The sequence below is a fragment of the Paraburkholderia sp. RL17-383-BIF-A genome, assembly GCF_046028015.1.
In the GTDB taxonomy this organism is placed as follows: domain Bacteria; phylum Pseudomonadota; class Gammaproteobacteria; order Burkholderiales; family Burkholderiaceae; genus Paraburkholderia.
The window spans coordinates 19,068-36,992 of the sequence record NZ_JARESR010000037.1 but is presented as its reverse complement, the minus strand read 5'-3'; the positions used below and the strand labels follow the sequence as shown (position 1 = coordinate 36,992).

Genomic DNA, 17,925 nt, shown 5'->3' with positions numbered 1-17,925 from the left:
CGCACTGTGTTCGACGCAGGCAGGTCAGATCAGGCCGCACATAACAAAGTCGCACTGTATTGAGCTGGAAGCACACCACCAAAGGAGAGCAACACACCATGAGCAAGATCGGGAAATCGCGCTGCGCCATCGCTGTCGGTGCTGTGGCGCTCGCACTGGGCGCCGCGCAAGTCAATGCGGCCGAATTGACGGTCGTCAATTTCGGCGGCGCGAATGGCGACGCGCAAAAGGTCGCCTTCAACCAGCCGTTCGAAAAGGAGACCAGCAATAAAGTCACCGCTGTCGAATACAACGGTGAGCAGGCCAAAGTCAAAGCGATGGTCGAAGCCAAGCATGTGAACTGGGATGTGGTGGAAGTCGAATCGGGCGATATCGGCCGCGGCTGTGATGAAGGGCTGTACGAGAAACTCGACTGGTCGAAGATCGGCAAGAAGTCCGATCTGATTCCCGAAGCACCGCAAACCTGCGGCGTGGGCTTCTTCGTGTGGTCGACGGCGCTCGCATACAACGCCGACAAACTGAAAACGGCGCCGACCGGCTGGGCCGATTTCTGGGACGTCAAGAAATTCCCGGGCAAGCGCGCCATGCGCAAGGGCGCGCGCTATAACCTCGAATTCGCGTTGATGGCCGACGGCGTGCCGCCGAAGGAAGTGTACAAGGTGCTCGCCACCAAGGCAGGCCAGGACCGCGCGTTCAAGAAGCTCGACGAACTGAAGCCGAACATTCAGTGGTGGGAAGCAGGCGCGCAGCCGCCGCAATTCCTCGTGGCGGGCGACGTGGTGATGTCCACGGCGTACAACGGCCGGATCGACGCCGCGCAGAAGGAAGGCAAGAACCTGAAGGTAGTGTGGAACGGCAGCATCTACGACCTCGACTACTGGGCGATTCCGAAGGGCACGCCAAACAAGGCGCTGGCCGAGAAGTACATCGCCTATTCGATTTCGTCGAAGCCGCAACAGGACTACGCGCACAACATTGCGTACGGTCCGGTGAACGTGACGGCTATCAAGGCGCTCGATGCGAAGACGCTCTCCAATCTGCCGAACTCGCCGGCTAACGGCAAGAACGCGGTGCTGCAGAACCTCGCGTTCTGGACCGATCATGGCGATGAACTGGAGCAACGCTTTTCGTCGTGGGCTTCGAAGTAGGGCGTGAGGTGTGAAGGCGCGGGTTGACCTGGGGTGAACCCGCGCTGGGTTGTTGTAGTGAACGCATGGGGCGGGAGTAAGCGCTGAAGCGCTAACTCCCGCCGACAGCCTTGCATGGGACCCGAGTAAGCGCTAAAGCGCTAACTCGGGTCGACAAAGGAGACGGGTTTGACCTCGATGACCATTGCTGCCGATTCGACGCCTGAATCAAGTGGCCGGCTCAAGCGCGAGCTGAAGGCCGCGGAATCCAGAAAACGGGCCATGGCCCTGCTGCTGATCGCGCCGCTCGCGATCTTTCTGCTGCTGATCTTTGTCGTGCCAATCGGCGCGCTGCTCACGCGTGCCGCGCAGAATCCCGAAGTGGTCAACGCGCTGCCGCATACCCTCGCGGCGTTGAGCGCCTGGGATCGCAAGAGCACGCCACCAGACGCCGCCTATACTGCCCTGGCCGTCGACCTTGCCGCAGTCGCCGACAGCGACGGCATGGGCGCACTCGCGCGACGCCTGAACGTCGAGATTCCGGGTTATCGCTCGCTGATCGCCAAATCCGCGCACGCCATGCCGTTCGTCGACGACAACAGCAAACCCTTGCAGCTGACGCCCGCCCAGGTCCACGCCAAATTCGTCGAACTGGACGAACGCTGGAACGACATTACGTACTGGCAAGCGATAGCCAAAAACGCCGGCGCGTATTCGCCGTTCTATTTGCTTGCTTCACTGGATCACAAACAGGACGCGTTCGGCCACATCATCCCGACCGATCCCGATCAACAGATCTATCTCGCCGTGTTCAGCCGCACCTTTGTTATCGGCGCCGCGGTAACGGTCTTCGCGCTGCTGCTCGGCTACCCGCTTGCATACTGGATTTCCACGCTGCCCGAACGTCGCGCGAATCTGGTGATGATTCTCGTGCTGATTCCATTCTGGACCTCGATCCTCGTGCGCGTGGCGGCATGGATCGTGATTCTGCAAAGCGAGGGGCTGGTGAACAAAGCGTTGATCGGCAGCGGACTGTTGCATGACCCGCTGTCGCTGCTGTTCAACCGCACCGGCGTCTACATTTCGATGACGCATATTCTGCTGCCGTTCATGATCCTGCCGCTCTATAGCGTAATGAAGTCGATCCCGCCGACCTATCAGCGCGCCGCGGTCTCGCTCGGCAGCCATCCGTTCGCCGCATTCTGGCGCGTGTATGTGCCCCAGACTTATCCGGGCATCGGCGCGGGTGCGCTGCTGGTCTTCATTCTGGCAATCGGCTACTACATCACGCCGGCCTTGCTCGGCGGACCGAACGATCAGATGGTCAGCTACTACGTCGCGTACTACACCAACGTGACGATCAACTGGGGCATGGCGTGCGCGCTCGGCGGTCTGCTGCTCGCCGCGACACTCGTGCTGTATGTCATTTACGGGCGCTTCACGCGTTCGTCACTGAGCCTCGGCTGAACGGAGCTTATTGCGATGAAACTTGCCAAGCCATTGTTCGCGCCGCATACGTCATGGGTCGAGCGCGTCTGGTATTTCGCGCTGCGCGGTCTCGCCGTGCTGACGTTGCTGTATCTCATCTTGCCCGTGCTGGCGATCGTGCCACTCTCGTTTTCGTCGAGCACGTTCCTGGTGTATCCGATTCCGGGCTGGTCGCTGCGCTGGTATCAGAACCTGATCGCATCCGATGAATGGCGCATGGCCGCCAAGAACAGCTTTATCGTCGCGCCCTCGGCGACGGTGGTCGCAACCGTGCTCGGCACGCTCGCGGCAATCGGACTGACCAAAGCGAATTTCCGCGGCAAAGGCTTGCTCATGGCGATCCTGATCTCGCCGATGATCGTGCCGGTGGTGGTGGTCGGCGTGGGCATGTATCTGTTCTTTGCGCCGCTCGGGCTGGCCAATACGTACATCGGACTGATTCTCGCGCATGCGTCGCTCGGTGTGCCCTTTGTCGTGACGACGGTCGCGGCGACGTTGCAGGGGTTCAACTACAACCTGGTGCGGGCGAGTTTGTCGCTGGGCGCGAATCCGTTGAAGACGTTTTTCCGCATCACGTTGCCGGTGATCGCGCCGGGCGTGATTTCGGGCGCACTGTTCGCATTCGCGACTTCATTCGACGAAGTCGTCGTGACACTGTTCCTTGCGGGCGCGGATCAGACTACGTTGCCCCGTCAGATGTTCACCGGCATTCGGGAAAATATCAGCCCGACTATCGCGGCGCTGGCGACAATTCTGATTGTGTTCTCGACCAGCCTGTTGCTGGCGCTCGAGTGGCTGCGTGGGCGAAACGCAGCACGGGCGGTCAAGGCCTGAATGCAATGCGAACGGCAACGCGTTGTTGTTCGCATCGCATGATGCGCAACAAATTTCAGACGATATTCTAAGATTGTTCCCATTCCCTGCGTATCAGCGTCTCTTCATACTCGTAGCCGTCGATAAGAAGATGCGCTCGTCGCAGAGAATCAATGAAACACCAGCTAACGGTGCTTGTGTGCGCGCTGGCCTTGACAGCCTGCGCGGACCACGCCGCGCGTGAACGGCTCGGCATCCAGGATGCCACGTTGCTGCAAACCGGCTTCGGCGCCACGCAAGACGAAGCCGCAGGCGCGGTCAACGCGCAATGGGTCAGCACCTACGCACCCATCGCAAGCAGTAGTGCGGCGCTGACCAGTCTGCAAGCGCGGCTCGATCGGTTGCCGGGCGACAAGAACGGCTATTTTCACGCCAAGGCGCAATGCTGGATCACTGCCGCCCAACAGGCGCACCAAGCTAACGACCACTGGGGCTTCGTCGAAGAAGCGATCGGCCAGGCGGCCACGATCACGCTCAGTCTGGAGAATGGCACGCCGTTATCCGCAGCCAATCCCGCCCTGCGCACGGTGTCCACGGTGCGCCCCGATCTGTGGAAAATCGTCAATACCATCAAGTCGGATCCCGCCGTCGCTTCATGTCCGCCGGCGCAGCTGCCGCTCGCATGCGCTGAAGTCGAACTGATGCAAGCCGGGCATGACGCATGGCGCCGCAGCTTCACCAACGCCGAAAAGCGCTTGCCGGAGGTGCAGGACAACTTGCGCCAATCGGCGCAGCGGGCTTTGCAATGCGGGCAGCCAACACCAACCCCGCCATCGGCTCCTGCCTCTGCTGCAAAGTCGCAGCAAAAGATCACGCTAAAGGCCGATTCGCTTTTCCGCTTCAACGGTGGCGAAGAAGCCGCCATCCTGCCTGCCGGCAAGCGCCAGCTTGACGACGTGGCGACAGACCTTAGAGCCGTTCCCGCATTGCACGCGCTGAAGATCACCGGCTACGCCGACCGCCTCGGCGACAAGTCATACAACCTTGGCTTGTCGCTGCGACGTGCGCGCACGGTCGAGCGATATCTGCGAGCGCGTGGCGTGAGCTTGCCGATGACCGCGCTGGGCAGAGGCAGTGCGGACCCGCTGGTCGATTGCCGGCAGACCGGGCGTGATGCCTTGAGGCGATGCCTCGCGCCCAATCGCCGCGTCGAGATCGAACTTGTCTCGGCGCGTTCCTAGTGCCCTTGCAGCTAACACGATCCTGCGTTCCGGCGCGCGAACAACAGCGCGCAGAAGGTCGATCGTTTCGACGAGTCCGTGTCGTACCACCATTCGCCACGGGCAATTGTGCCCGCACACATACGTGCGTTCTCAAGCTTGACGCTGACAACAATCGGCGTCGCAACGCGTGTTCAGAAGGATTAGGAGATATGTCAACTATTCTGGTTATCGATGACCATCCGGCGTTCCGTATGGTCATCAAAATGCAGCTCATGCAATTGCTCGGCGTGGAAGAAGTGATCGAGGCCGACAACGGCCAGACCGCCGTGGAGATGGCCCGTGTGCACACCCCGGAACTCGCCATACTGGATCTCGACATTCCGCGCATTAGTGGGCTCGATGTGATTCCCCGTCTCAGGCTCGTTCATCCACCCATTCGAGTGATGGTGTTGTCGGGCCACGACCCGGCCACGTTCGCGCCGCGCGCAATGCGCTCGGGCGTCCACGGTTTCGTGGGCAAGTCGCAGGAAATGAAAGAGATCATGCGCGGCGTGGAGGCGGTGCTGGCCGGCTATACCGTGTTCCCCGTGGCGGCCAACGGAGCCGGCATAGCGGCGGCCGCTGGTGCCGGCGGGGAAGAGCAAAGGATCGGACTGCTGTCGGATAAAGAACTCGTGATACTGCAGATGCTCTCGAAAGGCATGTCGAACAAGGCGATTGGAGATGCCTTGTTCATCAGCAATAAAACCGTCAGCAGCCACAAGACGCGCATCATGCAAAAGCTCGGTGTCAAATCGCTCGTTGAACTCATCGATCTGGCGCGGCGTTGCCGGATCGCCTCCGTGCAATGAAAGTCACTGGTGCGACAAACCAGGTCGTGCCTGCCGGCGACCCCTCCATGTTCCGGCAGAAAGCGCTGGAACTGGCGGGTGGCGACCAGGTCACCGCTCGGCGTCTGCTCGAAATGATCGCGCAGACCAATCGAACGACGCTCGCCGCGTTGCACGACAGTTTCAGGGCGGCTTCATGGGATAGCGTGGGCAGCGCGGCACATCGGATTGCGGGATCGGCGCGTATGCTCGAATGCCACGAGGGGATTACGCTGCTGACGCGGCTGGAAGCGGCGGCGCGTAAGCGCGATATCGTGCTCGCAACGGCACTGCTGCCGCGTGTGGCCGACGCGCTTGGAGAGTTCGACACGTCGATCGGAAAAGCGCTGACCAGTACCGACTAGCGGGGATTCGGGAGCGCTTCTTCGCCAGGTTACGTTCAGTCGGCGCCGCCTGAGCCCACCAGTAGAAAGCGTCCCCGAGTGCCGCTGGAGACCGCTTGCACCAATGCCGGCCCGGGAGAAGACGAGGCGTCCCGATACCACCGGTATCGCGCGATCACTTTGGGCACGTAAGCCATGGTTTCCGCATACGGCGGTATCTGTCCGCCGTATTTTTGTACGGCACCTTCACCTGCGTTGTATGCCGCCAAGGCAAGCGGAAGGCCGCCGAACTGGCGCATCAGTTCTTTCAGGTAGCGTGCTCCGGCCGCGATGTTCTGGCGCGGATCAAACAGATTGGACGCGCCGTGCTGCGCGCCCGTGGCGGGCATCAACTGCATGAGGCCTGTCGCGCCCCTGGGCGACACGGCTAGCGGATTGCCGCCGGACTCCACCTCGATGACCGCCATCAGCAGCGCGCTGTCGACATCGGCGGCGTGGGCGGCTTCGCTGATGATCGGCGAAAGTGCCATGACACGCGAAGCGGCCGAAGCGGAGATTTGCCGTGCCGCGTCGTTCCATGCCACGCTGCCTGGCTGGAGCACGACAGACTGCGCGCCGGCGTCGCCGGATGCCGCAACGGGTGCGACCGTTGCCGCGCGCGCCGGCGGCGCGATGGCATCTTCGCCGCGTGTCATTCCACCAATCATCATGACCACGCCAGTCGAGCGACGTTCGTGCGCGGTGGTGGTGGTGGCGGTGGCGGTGACGTCGGCGGCCTTGGCTCCGAGCGGCACACACGCACTCGCGGCGATCAGGCCGCCGAGCAGCAGTGCACGGCTCGGCGTCATGCTGCATCCCTTTGCCCTTGGGCCTCGCAACGCAGGTAGTTCGTCCTCAACGTGATGCGACATCAATTGCCCGTCGGGTTCGGAGCGTCGTTCAATGCGGATGACCTAAGCGGGGACTGCATACGCACCATCGCCTCAGAATCGAGCGCGATCGGCCAGTGGCCAGTCGCGATACCGTCAGCGAGTTTGGTCTTGCAGAGATAGTCACCCTGTTGCGGATCGCCGTACGGATCCTGACTCACGTTGGCCGGCTCACGAGTCAGAATGCCTCCCGCACCGATCGTGCCGATCACGTTGGTGGCGTAATAGATCACTTTGTTCACCACGGGCACGTACATGTTGTAGCAGTAGTGCACATGAATTTTCAGCAGGTTGGCGTCCTGGATGTTCATGTGCGACGTTGCACCCGGTGGTACGGAGGAATCGCGATACATCAGCGAGTCGTTGGGTATTTCCGAATAGGTAGCCGCCTGGTCCTCGTAGTAGTGCGGTCGCGAATAGTCCTGAATGGCCGCGGGAGTCGGGTTGAGCACGGTGATGCTGCTGAATCTGGCGGCGTCGGCTTGCGCGCTCGCGAGCGCCGCTGCGACGCCGTCGGCGCTTGCCTGATGCGCGTAAATGGGCGCTAGTCCGCGTGCGAGACCGCTGCGCATGGACTGCATCGAGCCGTGGTTGACCGCGCCTTCGCGCGCGGCCTCCAGAACGGCCACGTCCAGCGTCGACTTCGCCTGATAGAGCAGCACGAACTGCAGAATGCCAAAACAGACGAACAGCAGAGCGGGTGCGACGATGATGAATTCTGTCATCGACTGACCCGACTGCGTGGTCCTGCGTGCATTGCCGATCAGTCTCGTGTGGCGGCTCGGAATCCGCAACGAATTTAAAGATGGACGTTTCACGAGGTCGCCTCGAATACAAGTGGGTCGCCGATAGCCAGTCCATGCCGGCGCGCCGAGTCGGCCGACATTTCCAGGGTGTGGCTCGCGCGCAGGCTGAACACCATGCGCCGCTTGGGGACGCAGTGATGGATCGCGACCACGCGCTGCTGCCGGTCGAGAAACACCACGTCGATGGCAAAGCGCATGCCGAAGGTGTGGACCGATCCGCAACGATTGAGTAGCAGCGCCTCGCCGGACGCGAGCGCGGCGCGCCCCAGCAGACCGCGCATGCGTTCCCCCGCGGTCTCGGTGATCGACACTTCGATGCCGATGTCGCATCCACGAACGAGAAGGCGGGCTGACTTCACAGCAAACCCTCCTGGACGAACTTCATCGCGATCGGGAATCCCAGCACAATGAACGTGATAGGAAAAATGAACACCAGCAGCGGGAACACGAGTTTCACGGGTGCTTCCATCGCCTGTTTTTCGGCCCGCTGGAAGCGTTCCGAGCGGCGCTGTTCGGACTGGAAGCGCAACGACTTCGCGAGCCCTGAACCCATTCGTTCCGCTTGCACGACGGTGCCCACCAGATTCGTGACTTCCTTGATGCGCAACCGGTCGTCGAGTCGGCGCAGTGCTTCCATGCGGTTCAGGCCGGACTTGAGGTCACGCAGCACGTGTTCGAGCTCCCGGCGCAACGGACCTTCCGGGCCTTTTTCAACGGCCTTCTGAATTGCACCATTGATATTGAGGCCGGCTTCGACGGCGAGCGTCAGAAAGTCGAGATAGATCGGCAGATGTTTGAGAATCTGACCGACGCGACGGCGGCGCACGTCGCGCGTCCAGATGCGCGGATAGAAGTAGCCGAGGACGGCGACGGAAATCAGCACCAGCAGCGAGAACCAGCCTACCAATAGCATCAGCAACAGCGTAACAAGCGACGCCAGAACCGAAGCGATAATCGACAACGCGATGAACTGGCGCGCGTTCATCAGGAATGTGAGCGAGGTGAGCCGCAATTGCAGATCGGTCTTTTCCACCAGCTTTGCGCTGAACGAGTTGCCGAAATGGTGAACCACAAAATTGACGAGTGGCCATAGCGGACGAAGCGATTTCGGCAATGGGTCGAGGAAGATGCGGTCCTCCTCGGGCACGGCGCCAGCCAGGCCGTTGAGCGACTTGTAGCCGACGGCGATAAATACGATCAGGCCGAAGCTGACCATAAAGGCAATGAATAGCAGCATAGGTCACACGTCGATGTTGGTGATCTTGGTAATCCAGATGTAGCCGAGGAGCTCCATCACCCCGATGACCGCCAACGTGGCCCAGCCGACCGGCTCGTTGAAAAGCGGCGCCATGGCCTTGGCTTCCATGAAGCGCAATACCAGCATCAGGAAGAGCGGCAGACAGGTCATCACGATGCCTTGCATGCGGCCCTGCGATGTCAGTGCCCTGATCTTGCCTTCCATCTGCAGCTTCTCGCGCAAGGTGCGCGCAACGGACTCCAGCGCCTCAGCGAGATTGCCGCCCACTTCACGCGCGATCGTGACGGCCGCGGTCATCATCAGCAAGTCGGGAATCGGCATGCGCTTTTCGAGGTTGCGCATGGCGATGTCGAGATCGATGCCGAGACGGATTTCCCGCATCAACAGGTCGAATTCCTGGGAAATAGGCGGCGTCGTCTCGTAGACGACTGCCTCGAGCGCGGAGGGAAAGCTCGCGCCGGCACGCAGCGCGCCGGACATCATCAGCAGCGCATCCGGCAGCTGTTTTTCCAGCGCTTCGATCCGCTTCTTGCGCATGCGCTTGAAGTACTTCTTCGGCAGCATCATGGCGAGTGGCACCGACGCCAGCGCCAACAGAATGCTATGGCTGAACACAAAGACAATGGCCGGCAAGCCGACCATGACAACCATGCTCCACGCCGCGGCTTTCTGGCGGTTGACGAACACGAAGGCGTCGGCGAGCGACGACTCGATTTCGCCCGCCATCTGGCGCGAGCCGGCCCTGATAGTGGACGTGCCCATGCGCGAGAGCAGAAATATCAGGAACAGGGTGCTGAAGAACGCCAGCGCAAGAATAATGGGAAGGCTCATGACGAAGCGCTCATTCGGCGCGCGTGAAGATGTCGGTATTCACCGGGATGCGCCTGCGAATCAGCTCCTGATAGAAATCGGGCACATAGGCCGTGGGGACGAATTTGCCCTGAATCTTGCCGTGCTCGCTGAAACCTTCCTCCTTGAACACGAACACGTCTTGCAACGTGATGACGCCCGATTCCATGCCACTTACTTCGGTGACGTGCGTGACGCGACGCGAGCCGCAGGAGAACCGCGACTGTTGCACGATGATGTCGACAGCGGAGCAGATCTGTTCGCGAATGGCCTGCACCGGAAGATCGAGACCCGCCATGAGCGTCATCACTTCGAGACGCGCAATACAGTCGCGCGGCGTGTTCGCGTGGGCGGTGGTGAGCGAACCGTCGTGGCCCGTGTTCATGGCCTGCAACATGTCCAGCGCTTCGCCGCCGCGGCACTCGCCGATCACGATCCGGTCCGGACGCATCCGCAGGCAGTTTTTCACCAGATCGCGTATCGGGACGGCGCCTTTGCCCTCCATGTTCGCGGGGCGCGCTTCGAGCGAGACGAGGTTCGGTTGCGAGAGTTGAAGTTCCGCGGCGTCTTCCACGGTGACGATGCGCTCGTCGTCGGGAATGTAGCTCGACAGCACGTTCAGCAAGGTGGTCTTGCCCGAGCCCGTGCCGCCCGAAATGACAATGTTGGCGCCCTGCTTGACGGCCGTGTGCAGGAACTCCAGCATGCTGGCCGACATCGAGCCGAACCTGATCAGGTCTTCGCTGCCGAGTTTCTGCCTGGAGAACTTCCGGATCGTGATGCTGGGGCCTTTCAGCGCGAGCGGAGGAATCACGGCGTTGACCCGTGAGCCGTCGGCGAGCCGGGCGTCGACCATTGGCGAGCTTTCGTCGATACGGCGGCCGATAGGCGCGACGATCCGTTCGATTGCGCCGAGCACCGCGCGGTCGTCGGTGAAGATCACGGGCGAACGGGTGAGCTGGCCGTTCTGCTCGATGAAAATCTCGTTGTGGCAATTGACCATGATTTCCGACACCGTCGGATCGGCGATCAGTTCCTCGAGCGGCCCGAGTCCGATGATTTCATCAAACACACTCTTCTTCAGGTCGCCGAGCGGAATGTCCGCTGTCCGAAAGCTGGGGTCGTGATTCAGTATGTCGTCGAGCGCCGCGCCGACAGTCTTACGCAATTCGTCCTCTTCCATACGCGCAACATTCAGGCGACGCAGGTCGAGTGCCGCGATCACCTTCATGTGCGCCTGTTTGCGCAGTTCGATACCGAGCGGACTGTTGATCGGCGCAACCGGCAACGCCGCCGCGGCGGTCTTCTTCGCCTGGGCGGGTTGCATGCGCAGCGGGGCTTCGGCTGCGGGCTGCTTCGGCGTAGGCAGACTCTCGTGCCGCGCGGGCGTGGGTTGGCCGGCGGTCGCGACGTTGTGCGCATAAGAAGGCTGTGACGACGAAGACACCGGAGCCGTAACGGCAAACGAGGGCTCCCTATGCGCCAATGCATGAGCTTGCAGCGGCAACGGGGCTGGCGGCGCGCTCTGGTCGGCATGACCCGCCGCAACCGGCTGCTGCGCCTGTTGCCCTTGCTCAACCACTTGATGCGCCGGCGGCGTCGTGACCGCGGCACGAACGATCCTGATCGTCGTCACACCGATTTCAATCTGATCCACCTCGGTCAACGGGCCATAACGGGTGATCGGCGAACCGTTGACGAGCGTGGCCGCGATGCCGCCCTGGTCTTCGATGTAATAAGCGTTGTGTTCTCTGACGATGCGCGCCTGCAGCTTGCCGATCAGCATGCCCTTGACGATCACGTCGCAGCTCGCGTCCTTGCCGATCGTGCAACCCTGTTCGACCTGTAGTGCGCGAACGGGCGCATTTCGCGCGTGTACCTGAAGATTGAGCATGATGCTTCTCCGCGAAGTCCGTTCAGTTGTTCGACGTGCCGAGCACGCCGATTTGCTGCTGCGGCACCTTGCCGTTCGAAGCGGGTTGCACGGCGTCATGTGTCGGCACGGCTTGCGGATGCTGCTGTGTGTCGTTCAACATACGCAGCGCTTCGGCGACGCCGGCTGGCGGCATGCTGGCCGGCGGCTGTGGCGGCTGTGGCGGCTGTGGCGGCGGCAGTTGAGCCGGCGCGCTGACGGCTTGTGTCTCGGCCTGTGTCTTGGCCGGAGCCTGAGCCGGGACTTGTTCCGTTGCCGGTGCTGGGATCTGCGACGAAATCCGGGCTGATGTTTGACGTGACACCGGAACCTGCATCTGCGCTGGACCTTCAACGCCAGCCCCGACTGATGCGCTCGCCTGCGGCATCGCCGGCACTTGCGGCGTGCTGCGGATAGGCGTGGGAAGAAGCGCGGGCGTGGCCCCGATCGGCTGACGCGGCGTGGTGACATGTTTCGCCTTGTCGTCGTCCGCGACAAGCGGGTCGGTGTTGCCATACTTTTTGCGGAAGTTCTCGTCGAGCTTATCGGCACGCGCGAGCAAATCCGTATTGGGCGAAAGATCGGGATCCGAAATGACCGGCGTCACGAAAATCACGAGATCGCTTTTCTTCGCACGGAAGCTGTCCGAGCGGAACAGCTGCCCGATGATCGGCACCTGGCTGAGAAAGGGCATGCCATTGGAATCGTTGGCGGCGTCCGCGCTGACCAGCCCGGAAATGGCCAGCGTCTCGCCGGCTCGCATGGAAATGTCGGAACTCGTGTTGCGTGTCAGGAAGCCCGGCATGCCCGCGTACGTCACCGAGGGGTCGATCTGACTGATCTCCGTGGTGAGATGCGCGGAGATGATGTTGTTCGCGTCGACAACGGGAACGATGCTCAGCTTGATACCGTAGTCCTTGTATTCAATGCTGGTCGTGCCGAGCGCGCCCGACTGCGGAATCGGCACCTGGCCGCCCGCCAGAAAGCTCGCCGTCCCGCCGCTCTTCGTATTGAGCTCGGGCGCGGCGAGAACGTACGCGTCGCCGTTCTCCACCGCGAAGTTGATTTGCGAGGTGATGTTCGAAGCGATGCCGGCAAGAAAGTAGCTCGTGCCCGCCGTGATGGCTTTGGCGGCGCCCGTTGCGACGCTCGCGGCGCCGCCGATCTGTGGACCCTTGAAGGCGCTGTCCCACGCAATACCGAGATTGCGCTGGCCGGTGCGGGTCACTTCCATGATCTGCACCTTGAAGTGGACGGTCTTGCGCAACGCGTCGCCTTCGTCGACCGTGGTCGTGTCGACCACGTTCTTCATCTCTTGCGTGGCCGCCTTGACGATGCCCGCCATGTCGCGGTGAACGACGCCCGACAGCACGATATTCGAACCGATTGCGTCGATACGCAGCCCCGCGACGGACTTGAGCACGGCCCGCAACTGTTCCAGCGAAGCGTTCACTTCCGCTTTGGCGATGCGCACCGTGGTCTGCAACGCAATGCCCTTGTCGTTCCACACCACGAGCGACGTGATGCCGTCCTGCTCGCCGAGCAGCATCAGGCTGCCGTCGACTACATTCGCGGTCAGCAGCTTGCCGTTGCCGATGGCAATGCGCTTGATCGTGCCGGGAATATGCAGGATGCGCACTTCGCCACGAAACATTTCGAGCACACGGGTGCTCGCCGACGCGCTGTCCATGGCTGCGGTTGACCCTGTCTGGGCGAGCGCCGCCGGGGCGGCCTCGCACAACAACATGCCGGCGAGGACAGACGGCAGGACCCGGCGGCGCCATTGCGCCGCATTGTTTTTGACTTTCATGGTGTGAAACCTGGGCTCAGTACTTTAGTTCTGCTTCGACGTGCCGGGCGCAGCGGCCTTCTGCAGTTGTTGGGCAATGGCGTTGGCCTGCTCATACAGGCTCGGCTGACGCTGCGGCGAAGCGGGCGCCGGCTGGCCTGCATCGGCCGGCGCGGCCGCCTGCGGTTGCTGGGCGGATGCGCTCGGTGGGCCTTGGGAGACGAGCACGTTAGTGCTATTCGCACCGCCGCCCGAAATCACTTCGACCGTTTGGGGCGCGGGGCCCGTGCCGCCGGTGACCCGTCCGCGGGCCGGGTCGATGAACACGTCGCTTTCCTGAACCAGGGACGGGCCGTCCGCGCCTTTGTCGTCCGAATTGCGCAAGATCAGTCGCAAACCGCCGATCTTCTGCGCAAGGGCGACGCGCGGGACGTCGTCTACCGGCACTTCCAGCGTGACCGTGGTGTAGCCCATGCCCGCCTGCCGGCTCATGGCGCTGCTGTTGGCGTTCGCCTGATCCTGCTGGGCGGCCTCGCCCGCGTCGCGCGGGCGCATTTCCTCGCCGGTCGCGAGAACCAGCACGTTGGGCATGACCAGTTGCGCCACTTTCTTTTCATCCGAGGCGCGATCCTGATGGAAGACCTTGCCGACCCAGTACACGTCGACACGATTGCCGGGACGAAGCAACAGAGCCGTGGAGTTGACCGTGTCGATTTCCACCGTGAGCGCGCGCGTACCGGGTCGCAGGACGTCGGAAAAATCGCGGCCACGCAACGCGTCGATGTCGCCGGCGCGCAAAGGCAGGCCGCGGCGTACCGGTTTCACGAGATGCGACGTGCGGTATTGGTCGAAGTTGTCCGCGCGGATCGTGTCGTCATAGACCAGATCGCCGGAAATCTCGCGCGCGACGAAGTCGCCGCTGGACAAAGGCGTGCCGACAGGAACATCCTGCGCCGGAACCACGACTACCACGCCTGCGCGCACGCGGTGCGCGTCCAGGTCCGCCTTGAGTTTTTTCTCGCGGTCGTTGAGGTATTTGTAGAGGAGGAACGTGAGCCCACCCGCAACCAATACGGCGAGAAACAGCAGTACCCATGAATTCGCGAGAAGTGAGCGGAGTTTTATTTTCTTAAGCATGACAAATTGACCGTTGCGGGTCAGGGAAGCGAAAGGGTGAAGCTGTAGGCGCTGAAGAACGACTTAAGGCTCGAGACGAGAGCAGCGAACGGCGCTATGGAGTTGGTATCCGCCAGCAGCAACGCCCCGGCAAGAACAGAGGTGACCACGAGATACTCCGCGTAAGCCTGGCCACGCTGCCGGCTGCGCTGCGTCGCAAAGGAAGAAAGACGTTCTGCTTTTGACATTTCAACGATTCCTGATTGCATTGACGACGGCGGCCGTTCTGCCGCCGCGATCCGAAAAACTGACATCCACACTGTCAGCGCCGTGCTGCATGGCGAATGCGGTTCCTTGCGCGGCGCGGGTGCCGGTGGACTGATAATCCGGTTGGCGGGCAACGTTCACCCAACCTCGCGCGGCGAGCGTGTTGCGATATCGTTGTGCATTCCATTGCGGATCTCCCGGCATATCGAGGAGCCAGGTGCGTCCCGTCTGGCCAGGATCATGGCTTTCGACGTCCGAGAGGATCGCGCTTTCTTCGGGCAGCGGAATCGCGGAGTCGGGAATCCGATGTTTGGCCTGGTCGCTGCCGAGGCGGACCACGCTCATGAGTCCACGGGTGTGGTCGCCCTCGTTTTGAGGCGGGATACTGAGTATGTACAGGCACTGATCGTCCAGCGCGCTGAGCAGCAGTCCGGAGGCATTGCTCCGGCCCTTCGCCGGCACATCTTCAAGAATCCAGAATTCGCGAAAGGCTTTGGATACGTCTTCGGTTGTTCCTGCGAATTGCATGCCGACTACCGACGTGGGCACACCGTTCACGATCATGTCGCGCCCGATCGCCTGGACGCTTTGCGGCTGCACGGGTGTTTTGTTGCACGCATTGCCCGCCACCGCGTTGCCGACGAACAGCAACGCGCTGCCGATGCACACGCCTCGCGCGAGGTGATAGACATGTCGATTCATTGTTTCAGCCGGCTTGCAGGTACGACGTCTTGCTGGACGACACCGAACTGGAGCGATGAAATCTCCGGCGCGTACTTCCGCAAACTCTGGTAGCCGTTCGATGGCACCAGTGCGACCTTGGCGGCCGGCACGGCCTGACTGAACAGAGCCTTGTTGCTGGCGGAGCCGTCCGGCGTCCAGCTGTTGGTGATCAGCACATTGGTGTCAGAGAACGTAAGGCCGCTGAATGCCGGCAGCGGGTCGTCTTTCGGCCAGAACCGCTTGAGCACGTCGCTGTTCCGGCCGACCGAGACGCTGAGCGTGCCGGATCGCATCGTGCTCGTTGGCAAGCTCAGGTGGGCGAGATACTGGCCGCCGGCTGCGGTCGAGACGGACCACTGGGAGAGCGCGGTGCCGTTCAGACTACTCGCGGGATCGGCGGCCACGCCGGTACTGACCGCGATATCGGACGACGAGGCGAGCAGCGGATTGCCACCATAGTCGTTCCACATGGCAGGCAGTGAAGCGGGTAGTTGGTTTTGCTTGAGATCGGCGCTGGAAATTGGCGAGCTGTCGTGTGCCATCAGGCGCTGCATCAGCTCGCCCTTGAGTTCGGTGTCCAATTTGTTCGCCGCCAGGGCCGAGCCGCCATAGGTGCTCGACCAGCCTTCCGTGGTGCTCGGATCGCTGGCGAGATTCTTCGAGGCGTCGCCGTCCGACCACACGGTGCGTTCCCATGCGAGGTAACGCGAGCCCATGAGCGTTCGGTTGCGGATATCGTTGAATTTGCCGAGCATGACGATGGCGAGCAACAGCACGCTCATGACCATGGTCATGGAAATAAGGAACTCCACCATCGCCTGGCCCGACTGCGCCGTGCTTCTCATGTCGATTCGCTTCATGGTTTCTGGGCCTGCGTTGCTGCGGAGATCTGGCTCGCCTGGGCGGCTGCGCGTTCACTGGCGCTGACCGGTGCAAGCCGCGCTTGCCAGTAAGGACTGAAGAGGCTTGGATATTCGGTGGCATGATCGGCGCGCGCCCATTGACTGCTGTTCAGCAGGCCGCCCATGAGCGAGCCGCCGAAGGAGGTCTCATCGGGTCGCACAAAATAGGCGTTGGCGCTGGACAGCGCGCGCATGGCACCCGCTGCCGCGTTGTCGGCAAGCTCCATTCGCCCACCGCCTTGCAGGCCTATGGTCTTCACCAGCGTGTTGCTGTTGCGCGTGACTTCGATGGTGATGCGTGGGGCCTCACTGGCAAGGGTTGCGCCAGTCACTTCCTGATAAGGCAGCAGGCCGCCGTTGGCCGGGTCGAGCGAGGGGCCGGGGCCGGCGCGGAATTGCTCCGCCATCGCTTCGGGCACTTGCCATCCCGGCGACAGACTGCCCTGATATCCGAAGTTGAAATAGCCGCCATAGCCTTGCCAGTCTTGCCACGCGGCAAAGGGCGGGTTGGTCATGAAACTGGTGATGTTGCCGTTGGCGCTGCCGCCGGAGCCGGCTACGTCGCCAAAGGCCCCGAAACAGCTCACGCTCAGTTGCGCAGTACTCGCGTCGATGGATTGCCAGCCGGATTTGTCGCTGCGTAATTGGGTGCCCCCGGCATGCGTGACGTTCACGGTAATCGTGCTATTCGCGCTGCCGCATATGCGAATGGCCGTGTCGTTCAGTTGCTGGAAATTGGGTGCGACGCTGCGATTGGAGTTGCGGTTCTTAACGAAGCCGTCGAGGGTGGTCGGAGCCGTCACCACGTCGGCGAATTCATCGGGTCCGATCGTCCCCGCGGGAGTGACCGTGGCCGTGTAGGACGTCCACGCCGCGAGTTGCGCTGCGTTGCGCAAACCCGTGAAATATCCGCTCGTGACGTGCGTGTCGGGTTGATTGAGTTGCGCGACCGCGTCCGCGGTGTCGGGGACCGTGGTCACGACCGCCGCGTGGTAGTTGGCCTGCGCAACGCTCAAGGCTCGATTGAGCGAGCCGATATTCCTGGCCACTGTGGGCAGCAGTGCGTCCAGCGCTGCGCGCACCGGCGCGATGTCGGCCTTGCCGAGTTGTTTGGGCGTGCTCCATTGAGCCGGATGATCCGCTAGCGAATTGACCACATTGTCGAGTTCCGACTGCGAGTAAGTGGCGTCGAGTTCGTCGATCCACGACTTCAGTGCGACCACCTGGGCGGCCGTGACCTGATTGGCGATCATTGCCCGGTTGGTGTATGCGGAGAAGTTGTAGTCGCGCGCCTGCAATACGGCGGCGCTATAGGCGGCGGCGTCGGCAGTGTTCTGAAGTTTGATCCTGGCGCTCGTCATCTGGAACGAGTTGAATGCCACATAGAGGCCGATACAGCCGGCCAGAAGAAAAATCAGCGCAGGGACCAGCGCCTGCCCGCTAGCGCCGGCGACCCTGGCCCTGCCCTTGCGGGCAGAGCGTTTCATCATGGATATGGCTAATCTGAAAA

Annotated in this window: 18 protein-coding genes; 6 read left to right on the top strand and 12 right to left on the bottom strand. The window is 61.9% G+C overall.

All coding sequences use genetic code 11. The features are described 5' to 3' along the window. Positions 1 to 98: 98 nt before the first annotated feature. The 6 genes from P0D71_RS30475 to P0D71_RS30450 all read left to right on the top strand — a co-directional run bounded on the left by P0D71_RS30475 (position 99) and on the right by P0D71_RS30450 (position 5,885). A complete protein-coding gene (locus P0D71_RS30475; protein WP_408185078.1) occupies positions 99 to 1,148 on the top strand; it encodes an ABC transporter substrate-binding protein in 1,050 nt (349 codons plus the stop codon). Between the two features lie 177 nt (positions 1,149 to 1,325). Beyond that, a complete protein-coding gene (locus P0D71_RS30470) occupies positions 1,326 to 2,594 on the top strand; it encodes an ABC transporter permease (RefSeq protein ID WP_408483378.1) in 1,269 nt (422 codons plus the stop codon). 15 nt (positions 2,595 to 2,609) lie between these two features. Next, the gene (locus tag P0D71_RS30465; protein ID WP_091805049.1) at positions 2,610 to 3,449 is read left to right on the top strand and encodes an ABC transporter permease; all 840 of its coding nucleotides are present in this window, start codon (positions 2,610 to 2,612) and stop codon (positions 3,447 to 3,449) included. Between the two features lie 152 nt (positions 3,450 to 3,601). Beyond that, the gene (locus P0D71_RS30460) at positions 3,602 to 4,669 is read left to right on the top strand and encodes an OmpA family protein (protein WP_408483360.1); all 1,068 of its coding nucleotides are present in this window, start codon (positions 3,602 to 3,604) and stop codon (positions 4,667 to 4,669) included. A gap of 191 nt (positions 4,670 to 4,860) precedes the next feature. Further along, positions 4,861 to 5,502 (top strand): response regulator transcription factor, encoded by a 642-nt coding sequence (locus P0D71_RS30455; protein WP_091805042.1) that lies wholly within the window; start codon positions 4,861 to 4,863, stop codon positions 5,500 to 5,502. Next, the gene (locus P0D71_RS30450) at positions 5,499 to 5,885 is read left to right on the top strand and encodes an Hpt domain-containing protein (RefSeq protein ID WP_408352431.1); all 387 of its coding nucleotides are present in this window, start codon (positions 5,499 to 5,501) and stop codon (positions 5,883 to 5,885) included. The genes P0D71_RS30455 and P0D71_RS30450 overlap by 4 nt, the downstream gene beginning before the upstream one ends. Before the next feature lie 35 nt (positions 5,886 to 5,920). On the opposite strand, the gene P0D71_RS30445 is transcribed toward P0D71_RS30450, so the two are convergent. The 12 genes from P0D71_RS30445 to P0D71_RS30390 form a co-directional block, all read right to left on the bottom strand. Further along, complete coding sequence (locus P0D71_RS30445) at positions 5,921 to 6,712, bottom strand: lytic transglycosylase domain-containing protein (protein WP_408483359.1); 792 nt, start codon at positions 6,710 to 6,712, stop codon at positions 5,921 to 5,923. Between the two features lie 62 nt (positions 6,713 to 6,774). Beyond that, entirely contained in the window at positions 6,775 to 7,518 is a 744-nt protein-coding gene (locus tag P0D71_RS30440) for a TadE family protein (protein WP_408295190.1), read from the bottom strand. A gap of 89 nt (positions 7,519 to 7,607) precedes the next feature. Then, positions 7,608 to 7,958 (bottom strand): DUF192 domain-containing protein, encoded by a 351-nt coding sequence (locus P0D71_RS30435; RefSeq protein WP_408483358.1) that lies wholly within the window; start codon positions 7,956 to 7,958, stop codon positions 7,608 to 7,610. Next, positions 7,955 to 8,836, bottom strand: a complete 882-nt coding sequence (locus P0D71_RS30430) for a type II secretion system F family protein (RefSeq protein ID WP_408483357.1) — start codon at positions 8,834 to 8,836, stop codon at positions 7,955 to 7,957. The genes P0D71_RS30435 and P0D71_RS30430 overlap by 4 nt, the downstream gene beginning before the upstream one ends. 3 nt (positions 8,837 to 8,839) lie before the next feature. After that, on the bottom strand, positions 8,840 to 9,688 hold the full coding sequence (locus P0D71_RS30425) for a type II secretion system F family protein (protein ID WP_408294491.1): 849 nt from the start codon (positions 9,686 to 9,688) through the stop codon (positions 8,840 to 8,842). Between the two features lie 10 nt (positions 9,689 to 9,698). Further along, complete coding sequence (locus P0D71_RS30420; protein ID WP_408483356.1) at positions 9,699 to 11,600, bottom strand: TadA family conjugal transfer-associated ATPase; 1,902 nt, start codon at positions 11,598 to 11,600, stop codon at positions 9,699 to 9,701. Between the two features lie 22 nt (positions 11,601 to 11,622). Next, positions 11,623 to 13,428, bottom strand: coding sequence for a type II and III secretion system protein family protein (locus P0D71_RS30415; protein ID WP_408483355.1), 1,806 nt, complete (start codon positions 13,426 to 13,428; stop codon positions 11,623 to 11,625). A 24-nt stretch (positions 13,429 to 13,452) separates the two neighbouring features. Then, positions 13,453 to 14,544 carry a Flp pilus assembly protein CpaB gene (gene cpaB / locus P0D71_RS30410; protein WP_408483354.1) on the bottom strand — a complete coding sequence of 364 codons (1,092 nt, stop codon included), beginning with the start codon at positions 14,542 to 14,544 and terminating at the stop codon, positions 13,453 to 13,455. A gap of 20 nt (positions 14,545 to 14,564) precedes the next feature. Continuing rightward, positions 14,565 to 14,771 carry a hypothetical protein gene (locus P0D71_RS30405; protein WP_091804936.1) on the bottom strand — a complete coding sequence of 69 codons (207 nt, stop codon included), beginning with the start codon at positions 14,769 to 14,771 and terminating at the stop codon, positions 14,565 to 14,567. Position 14,772: 1 nt separating this feature from the next. Further along, positions 14,773 to 15,441 (bottom strand): hypothetical protein, encoded by a 669-nt coding sequence (locus tag P0D71_RS30400; RefSeq protein ID WP_408483353.1) that lies wholly within the window; start codon positions 15,439 to 15,441, stop codon positions 14,773 to 14,775. 47 nt (positions 15,442 to 15,488) lie between these two features. Then, the gene (locus tag P0D71_RS30395; RefSeq protein ID WP_408483352.1) at positions 15,489 to 16,373 is read right to left on the bottom strand and encodes a hypothetical protein; all 885 of its coding nucleotides are present in this window, start codon (positions 16,371 to 16,373) and stop codon (positions 15,489 to 15,491) included. After that, complete coding sequence (locus P0D71_RS30390) at positions 16,370 to 17,902, bottom strand: pilus assembly protein TadG-related protein (protein ID WP_408483377.1); 1,533 nt, start codon at positions 17,900 to 17,902, stop codon at positions 16,370 to 16,372. Before P0D71_RS30390 ends, P0D71_RS30395 begins: the two co-directional genes overlap by 4 nt. Between the last annotated feature and the right edge of the window lie 23 nt (positions 17,903 to 17,925).